The sequence below is a fragment of the Phenylobacterium sp. genome (assembly GCF_030654915.1).
Taxonomy (GTDB): domain Bacteria; phylum Pseudomonadota; class Alphaproteobacteria; order Caulobacterales; family Caulobacteraceae; genus Phenylobacterium.
On the sequence record NZ_JAURWM010000229.1, the window covers coordinates 1 to 7,297 of the forward strand.

Here is a 7,297-nt window from a genome sequence, read left to right on the forward strand (position 1 = left end):
TCAAGGCAGAAGAACAACCCGACGGGCGCGCCGAACAGCTCGCCGTTCTTGGCCAGTTGGCGCAGGCGCGCGGGCTTGTCCTCGCGCGGGATCTCGATGGTCCGGTAGAGGTCCTCGCCATTCTGGAAGCGGCGCGTGCGGAACGGGTCCCAGAGATTGGGCGGATAGACGTCGTATTCGGGGGGCTCGCCGAACGGGTTGGCGGCCACCTTCGCCTTCAGTTCGCCAAGCGGCGCTCCGGCCAGGGCGTAGACGCGCCATGGCTGGAGATTGCCGCCGGAGGGCGCGCGGGCGGCGGCCTGCAGGATTTCGCGGATGGTCTCGGCCGGCGGGGTCTCTGGCTTGAAAGCTCGGATGGAGACCCGGCGTGCAACGGCTTCGGTGACGTTCAAGATATTGCGTCCTTGCGGCGGCTTGACCATGACCCTGGCCCGACGCATCGCTAACATCTCGCCGTGGGGTAAGGGCAAGCGACTTGGGTAAGGCGTCTTCGAAAAAGGGTCTGTTCGGCCGGCTGGTCCGCGGCGTCCTGATGCTGGTTCTGGTGTTCGGCCTGGTCGGGCCAGTGCTGGTGACCGCGATCTACCGGTTCGTGCCGCCGCCGATCACTTGGCTGATGGTCCAGCGGGTGTTCGAGGGCAAGGGCTTCGACCGCCGCTGGCGCTCGATCGACGACATCTCTCCACGCCTGGTCCGGGCGGTGATCGCCGCCGAGGACGCCAAGTTCTGTGAGCACAATGGCTTTGACCTTGATGCGATGGAAAAGGCCTTCGAGAGCAACGCCAAGGGCAAGAAGCTGCGTGGCGGCTCGACGATCAGTCAGCAGACCGCGAAGAACGTCTTCCTGTGGCCGGGCCGCTCCTATGTCCGCAAGGGGCTCGAGGCCTATTTCACGGTGCTGATCGAGGTGATCTGGGGCAAGCCTCGGATCATGGAGGTCTATCTGAACTCGATCGAATGGGGGCCGGGGATCTATGGCGCGGAGGCCGCGGCGCAGACGAACTTCGGAGTGAGCGCCGCTCAGCTTTCGCCCGCCCAAGCCGCGCGGCTAGCGGCCATCCTGCCCAGCCCCTTGAAGTGGCAGGCCGCGCAGCCCGGTCCCTACGTAAAGCGGCGTTCAGGCAAGATCACCCGAGCGGCGGGGACCATCAATCGCGAGGGCATGGCTTCCTGCGTTTTAGGTTGACGGAACACTGTTGCGCCCCAAAGTGCCGCGAAGCTTGAGGTCGCGATCTTCGGAGGCCACCCAGGATGAAAGTCGGCGTACCCAGTGAGATCAAGCCGAACGAGCACAGGGTCGGGCTGACGCCGACCGCGGTGCGAGAGTACGTGACCCACAATCACGAGGTCTTGGTTCAGACGGGGGCCGGCAATGGCGCGGGCTATTCCGACGAGGCCTATGTGCGGGCCGGCGCTGTCATCGCCCCGGACGCCGAGACGGTGTTCAGCGGCGCCAAGCTGATCGTGAAGGTGAAGGAGCCGCAGGCCGCCGAGTGGGCGCGGCTGAACGACCAGCACATCCTCTTCACCTATCTGCATCTCGCGCCCGACCCCGACCAGGCGAACGGCTTGCTGGCGGCCGGCTGCGCGGCGATCGCCTATGAGACGGTGACTGACGCGGCCGGCGGCTTGCCGCTGCTGGCCCCAATGTCCGAAGTGGCCGGCCGGATCGCGGTGTTCTCGGCCGGTGAAACCCTGCTGAAGCACAATGGCGGCATGGGTCTGTTGATCTCCGGCGTGCCGGGCGTGCCACCGGCGCGGGTCTGCGTCCTGGGCGGCGGCGTCGTCGGCATGAACGCCGCGCGGATGGCGGCGGGCCTGGGCGCCGAGGTCGTGGTGGTGGAACGTTCCATCCCCCGCATGCGCCAGCTCGACGACATGTTCCTGGGCCGGATCCTCACCCGATACTCAACCCTGGACGCCGTCGAGGAAGAGGTGCTGAAGGCGGACGTGGTGATCGGCGCGGTGCTGACGCCCGGCGGCTCGGCGCCCAAATTGGTCCGCCGCGACCACCTGAAGCGGATGAAGCCGGGCTCGGTGTTGGTGGATGTATCGATCGACCAGGGCGGCTGTTTCGAGACCTCGCGCCCCACCACCCATGCCGACCCGACCTATGTGGTCGACGGGGTCGTCCACTATTGCGTGGCCAACATGCCCGGCGCCGCGCCGCGCACCTCGTCCGAAGCCCTGGTGCACGCCACCCTGCCGTTCGGCCTGTCGATAGCCGACAAGGGATTGGAGGCGTTGCGCGACAACCCGCATCTGGCCAAGGGCCTGAACGTCTTGAAGGGTGAGATCACCCATCCGGCCGTGGCCGAGGCCTTGGGTAAGGACTTCGTGGACGTCTTCGGTGTTTGGGCGAAGCGGTAGGCCACCAGGCTCGTCATCCCCCGGATCAGCCGGAGGATGAAGAGCTTAGGTTACGCCGCCCAGCGGGCCAGGTCTTGGCGACCCTGCGTGATGTCGAGCACGTCTTGCATGCCAAAGCCGGGATCGGCCGCGTGAAGCGCGGCGTAGACGGCCTTGGCGAAGGCGTGGTCGGCCGGAGTCTTCACCCGCCAATCGAGCGCGGACAGGTCGCGCGGGGCCAGGCAGTGGGCTTGCGGGTAGCGGTCGGGCTGGGCGCGGATCTGGGCCAGCGGCGAGGTCCTGGCCGCGGTCTCGGCATCGGTTTGGGCGGCTGACGAACTGAGAGCCTCGGCGGTGACCACCTCGACCTCAAGCCCTTTCGGATGGGAGCGCCGCACGCGGTTGGAGGCGTAGGCCGCGCCGCTGGCCAGGGCCAGGCGCACGGCCGTGTCGATCACGCCGGGATCGACAAACGGCGAGTCGCCCTTGATCCGCACCACATGGGTCACGGGGCCTGCGGCCTCGACGCAGCGGGTGAAGCGTTCGGTCAGGTTGCTGGAGGCACCGCGAAATACGGTCTGACCGCGGGCGACGAGGAAACTGGCCAGCGGATCGTCGGCCGGATCGATGCTGGTGGCGACGATCAGCTTGGTGACGGTGCGTGAGAGGCGGATACGCTCGATCTGACGCCAGATCATCGGCTCGCCCAGGAGCGGGGCCATCGCCTTGCCGGGAAGGCGAGGGGAGGTCATCCGGGCCTGCAGGACGGCGAGGATCATGGCGGCGGCTCCTGAAGCGAAGCCCGGCCAGTGGGCCTTAACTCAAGCGGCGGCCCAGGCGCGGGGGTCTAGCGCCACCGGATCGTCGATGGCCATTTCGTCCCAATCGAGATCGGGCGGGGGGCTGGAGGCCGCGGCGATCACGGCCGAGAGTTCAGCGGGCGAGGTGACGCCCACAAGGACGGTGGTGGCCTCGACGCGAGAGAGCGCGAAGCCCAGGGCGGCCTGCAGCGGGTCGGACCGCCCCTCGGCGATCAACCGGCGGGCGCGGGAGATGCGGCTGGCGGCGGCCTTCAGATGATGGGGCGCGCGATCTGGCGGCAGGAACAGCAGGCCGTTCAGGAAGATCGAGCGCAGGTGCACTTCGATGCCGAGACCGGCCAGGGCCGCCAGGGTGCCGTTGATCAGCAGGCGCTGGTCGAGCAGCGAGGCGGGGGCTTGGACAACGTCGGGCCGGAACCGGCGGGCGACGCCCAGCGGATCGTCGGAAGCGAAGACCGAAACCCCGATCTTGCGGGTCAGGCCCTCGTCCTTCAGCGCCTTGAGGCGGTCCCAAAGGGCCAGGCCGTGCGGGCCGAACAGGTCGGCGGCGGCCGGCACCAGTATGGCGTCGGCCTGATCGACGCCCAGACGGCGCAGGGTGGCGCGCGCCTCGGCCTCGACATGGTCGGGGCCGCGATCAGGGCGGACGGTGGAGATCGAAACTCGGAACGGGTTCGGACGCGGCATGATTTCGCCCAGCGTCGCTTCGGCGACGCCCGAATGGCCGTCGACGTCGAGCACTGGCAGCCGCGAGCGCGCCGCGATGTCGAGGATCTCCCGAGCTTCGGCCACAGGCGAGCGACCACGGACCAGGGTGGTCGAGTCGAGGCCAAACTGGGCGGAGCCGAGGCCGAGCTTTGAAAGCGGTGAAATCATGAACCGGTGAGCTGGATACAAACCCGAAGAGCGGCCATCTTCACCCCAAGGCCTAAAGAACCGGTGTCTAGGACCTTTCCAGGGGGTTAAAACCGTCCGATGCGAGAACCCCTGCCCGAGTGGCCCCTATTTGGCATGGCCGACGATGTACGATCGGCGCTACGCCAAGCGCAGCAACGGAAAACGCCCGTCGCCCTGGCCACCCTGACCGCTGTCGAGGGCGGTGGTCCGCGCCCTCCTGGTACCCAGATGGTTTTCGGCGACGATATTCTCGCGGGTTATTTTTCGGGCGGTTGCGTCGAGAGCGACGTGGCCGATCACGCCTTCGCCTGCCTCGCTGACGGGGTTCCGCGCCGGCTGGTCTATGGCGAGGGCAGCCCCTGGCCGGACATCCAGTTGCTGTGCGGCGCGCGCATCGAGATCTTCGTCGAGCGGGTGGGCGAGGGTGATCTGGCCTTGACGGAATTGTTGGCGGCCGAGCAGGAGCGCCGCTCGGTGATCTGGGTCAGCGACGGGGTGCGGCGCCAGTGCGGCGCGGGCGTCCAAGCCTGGGACGGCGCCATCGTCCAGGCCTATGACCCGGTCCCGCGACTGGTGGTGTTCGGCGCCGATCCGACCGCCTTGGCCATCGCCTCGCTCGGCGCGCAATCGGGGTTCGAGACCACCTTGGTGCGGCCTAAGGGACCCGAAACCCCGCCGCCTCTGGCCGGCGTCGCCTATCGCCGCGACGAACCGCTGGCCGCCTTGGCCGCGATCGGAACCGACGCCTGGACCGCTATCGCCATCGCCACCCACAATCTCGATCTCGATCAAGAGGCCCTGGCCGCCGCCCTGCCGTCGGCGGCGGGCTATGTCGGCCTGCTCGGCGCCCGCAAGCGGTTGGCCGAGCGGCTGGCGCCCCTGCGGGCGGCGGGGTTCCCGGAGGCGCGGCTGCAACAACTGCACGCCCCGATCGGCCTCGACATCGGCGGCAAGGCTCCGTGGGAAGTGGCGCTGTCGGTGATCGGCGAGATCGTCGCGCTGCGTCACGCGCGCACCGGGCCTGAGCCGCGTGCGGCGACACCCAAGCGCGAGACGGTCTAGGGGGTCAGCCCCGCGCTAGCGGCAGGATCTCGACTAGGTCGCCGGCTTGGAGGGCCGGAGCCCCTCCGGGGCGCCGCAACAGGGCGTCGGCGGCCGCGAAGACGCTGACCAGGGAGCTGTCCTGATCGCGATAGGGCTCGGCCAGGACCGCGCCGTCCTCGTAGGACAGCTTGGCGCGCATCCAGTGCTCACGTGGGCCGTTGGCGCCCAGTGGTTTCACCAGGCGGGCGCTGGCGAGACTGAACTGACTGGTCGCGCCCTGGAACTTGGCGAGCAACGGTTTCAGGAACAGTTCGGCGCAGACGAAGGCCGAGGCCGGGTTGCCGGGCAGGCCCAGCAGCTTGCGGCCGTCGCCCAGCACCCCGAAGAAGGTCGGCTTGCCGGGGCGCACATTGACGCTGCCGACCTTGAGCGAGAGGCCCAAGGCTTCGGCGGCGGCCCGCACCAGATCGTGGTCGCCGACCGAGGCCCCCCCCACCGTGACGATCAGGTCGGCGTCGGCGGTCCGCAGGGCTTCAATCACCGCGTCGAGTTCATCGCGGACCGGTTTGAGCTTGGCGGCCACACCGCCCCAGGCCTCGACCATGGCCGCCAGCGCCGGCGCGCCGGAATCGTAGATTTGGTAGGGACCCGGCGCGGCCGGCGCCTCGACGATCTCCTCGCCGGTGGACACGATGGCCACCCGCGGCCGGGCGTGGACGGACAGCTCGGATCGCCCGGCGGAGGCCGCCAAGGACAACCGCCAGGGATCGATGCGTGTTCCCTTGGCGAGCAAAGCTTGTCCGGCGCGGAAGTCGCCAGCGGCGGGACGAATGTTTTCGCCGACCATTGATGCTGGAACCGTGACCAGGTCGCCCTCGCGCGTCGCGTCTTCCTGGATGACGACGGTGTCGGCGCCGGCGGGCACGGCCGCGCCGGTGAAGATCCGCACCGCCTGGCCGGCGCCGAGCGCGCCGTCATAGCCATGACCGGCGGCGCTCTCGCCGACGATCCTCAGGGCGCCGGGCGCATCGGCGCTGCGCAGCGCCCAGCCGTCCATGGCCGAGGCGGTGAAGGGCGGCTGGTCGCGGATGGCGGCGACATCCTGCGCCAGCACCCGGCCGATGGCGGCGTTCAGCAAAATGGTTTCGGTCGGCAGGGCGCCGACCTCGGCCAGCATCCGGGCCCGGGCGTCCTCGACGGGCAGCAGCCGGAGGTCGGTCATGGGCGGGTCCAGTCGCCGGACTTGCCGCCGGTCTTGGTCAGCAACCGCACGTTCTCGATGGTCATGGCCTTATCGGCGGCCTTCAGCATGTCGTAGACGGTCAAGCAGGCGACCGAGACGGCGGTCAGGGCTTCCATCTCCACGCCAGTCTGGCCGGTGCTGCGGACGCGGGCGGTGACCGACAGGCCGCCGTCGCCGGGTTCCACCCGCACCTCGACCTTCGACAGCGCCAGCGGGTGGCACAGGGGGATCAGGTCGGAGGTCTTCTTGGCGGCCATGATGCCGGCGATCTCGGCGGTGGCGCGCACGTCGCCCTTCTTGGCGTCGCCGGAGAGGGCTAGCGCCAGGGTGGCGGCGTCCATCCGCACGAAGCCCTCGGCCAGCGCTTCGCGGGCGGTGACCGCCTTGCCCGAGACATCGACCATGTTGGCGCGGCCGGTCTCGTCGATGTGGGTCAGCTTGCTCACTGTTCCAGCAAACTCATTGTTCAAGCAGTCTGGGCATGAGTTCGACCATGTTGCAGGGGCCATGGCGGCTGTCGAGTTGAGCCGAGATCACCTTGTCCCAGCCATCTTTCACCGCCCCGTTCGAGCCAGGCAGGCAGAAGACGAACACGCCGTCCACGATGCCGGCGGTGGCGCGGCTCTGCAGGGTGGAGAGGCCGACCGACTGGTAGCTGACCAGATGGAAGATCACCGAGAAGCCGTCGATCTTTTTGTCGAACAGGGGCTCGACCGCCTCGGGCGTCACGTCGCGGCCGGTGATGCCTGTGCCGCCGGTGGTGATGATGGCGTCCACCGCGCCGGAGGCCACCCAGGCTTTGATCTGCTCGCGGATCTGGGCGACGTCGTCGCGGACGATGGTCTTGTCGGCTAGTTCGTGGCCGGCTCCGGTGATGCGTTCTGCCAGGACGTGGCCGGAGGTGTCGCTTTCATCGTCGCGGGTGTCGGAGACGGTCAGGTCC

General features: G+C 68.7%; 9 protein-coding genes. 3 read left to right on the forward strand and 6 right to left on the reverse strand.

Annotation, left to right across the window (positions count from 1 at the left end; translation table 11 throughout):
• Positions 1-440 (reverse strand): nitroreductase family protein (locus Q7T84_RS11640; protein WP_304808951.1); only part of this gene is annotated, 440 nt, incomplete at its 3' end.
• 92 nt (positions 441-532) lie between these two features.
• Between Q7T84_RS11640 and mtgA the strand changes: the two genes are divergently transcribed.
• A complete protein-coding gene (mtgA, locus tag Q7T84_RS11645; RefSeq protein ID WP_304808968.1) occupies positions 533-1,186 on the forward strand; it encodes a monofunctional biosynthetic peptidoglycan transglycosylase in 654 nt (217 codons plus the stop codon).
• Between the two features lie 65 nt (positions 1,187-1,251).
• The gene (gene ald, locus Q7T84_RS11650) at positions 1,252-2,370 is read left to right on the forward strand and encodes an alanine dehydrogenase (RefSeq protein ID WP_304808953.1); all 1,119 of its coding nucleotides are present in this window, start codon (positions 1,252-1,254) and stop codon (positions 2,368-2,370) included.
• A 50-nt stretch (positions 2,371-2,420) separates the two neighbouring features.
• Here ald and Q7T84_RS11655 read toward each other — a convergent pair whose 3' ends face one another.
• Both Q7T84_RS11655 and Q7T84_RS11660 read right to left on the reverse strand, forming a co-directional pair.
• Positions 2,421-3,128 (reverse strand): cytidylyltransferase domain-containing protein, encoded by a 708-nt coding sequence (locus tag Q7T84_RS11655; RefSeq protein WP_304808955.1) that lies wholly within the window; start codon positions 3,126-3,128, stop codon positions 2,421-2,423.
• 42 nt (positions 3,129-3,170) lie between these two features.
• The gene (locus Q7T84_RS11660) at positions 3,171-4,046 is read right to left on the reverse strand and encodes a bifunctional regulator KidO (RefSeq protein WP_304808958.1); all 876 of its coding nucleotides are present in this window, start codon (positions 4,044-4,046) and stop codon (positions 3,171-3,173) included.
• Positions 4,047-4,145: 99 nt separating this feature from the next.
• Between Q7T84_RS11660 and Q7T84_RS11665 the strand changes: the two genes are divergently transcribed.
• Complete coding sequence (locus Q7T84_RS11665) at positions 4,146-5,129, forward strand: XdhC family protein (protein ID WP_304808960.1); 984 nt, start codon at positions 4,146-4,148, stop codon at positions 5,127-5,129.
• A 4-nt stretch (positions 5,130-5,133) separates the two neighbouring features.
• Here Q7T84_RS11665 and glp read toward each other — a convergent pair whose 3' ends face one another.
• The 3 genes from glp to moaB form a co-directional block, all read right to left on the reverse strand.
• Positions 5,134-6,333 carry a gephyrin-like molybdotransferase Glp gene (glp, locus tag Q7T84_RS11670; RefSeq protein ID WP_304808962.1) on the reverse strand — a complete coding sequence of 400 codons (1,200 nt, stop codon included), beginning with the start codon at positions 6,331-6,333 and terminating at the stop codon, positions 5,134-5,136.
• Positions 6,330-6,800 carry a cyclic pyranopterin monophosphate synthase MoaC gene (moaC, locus tag Q7T84_RS11675; protein WP_304808964.1) on the reverse strand — a complete coding sequence of 157 codons (471 nt, stop codon included), beginning with the start codon at positions 6,798-6,800 and terminating at the stop codon, positions 6,330-6,332. The genes glp and moaC overlap by 4 nt, the downstream gene beginning before the upstream one ends.
• Positions 6,801-6,813: 13 nt before the next feature.
• The coding region (gene moaB, locus Q7T84_RS11680; protein WP_304808966.1) for a molybdenum cofactor biosynthesis protein B at positions 6,814-7,297 on the reverse strand (484 nt) is incomplete at its 5' end.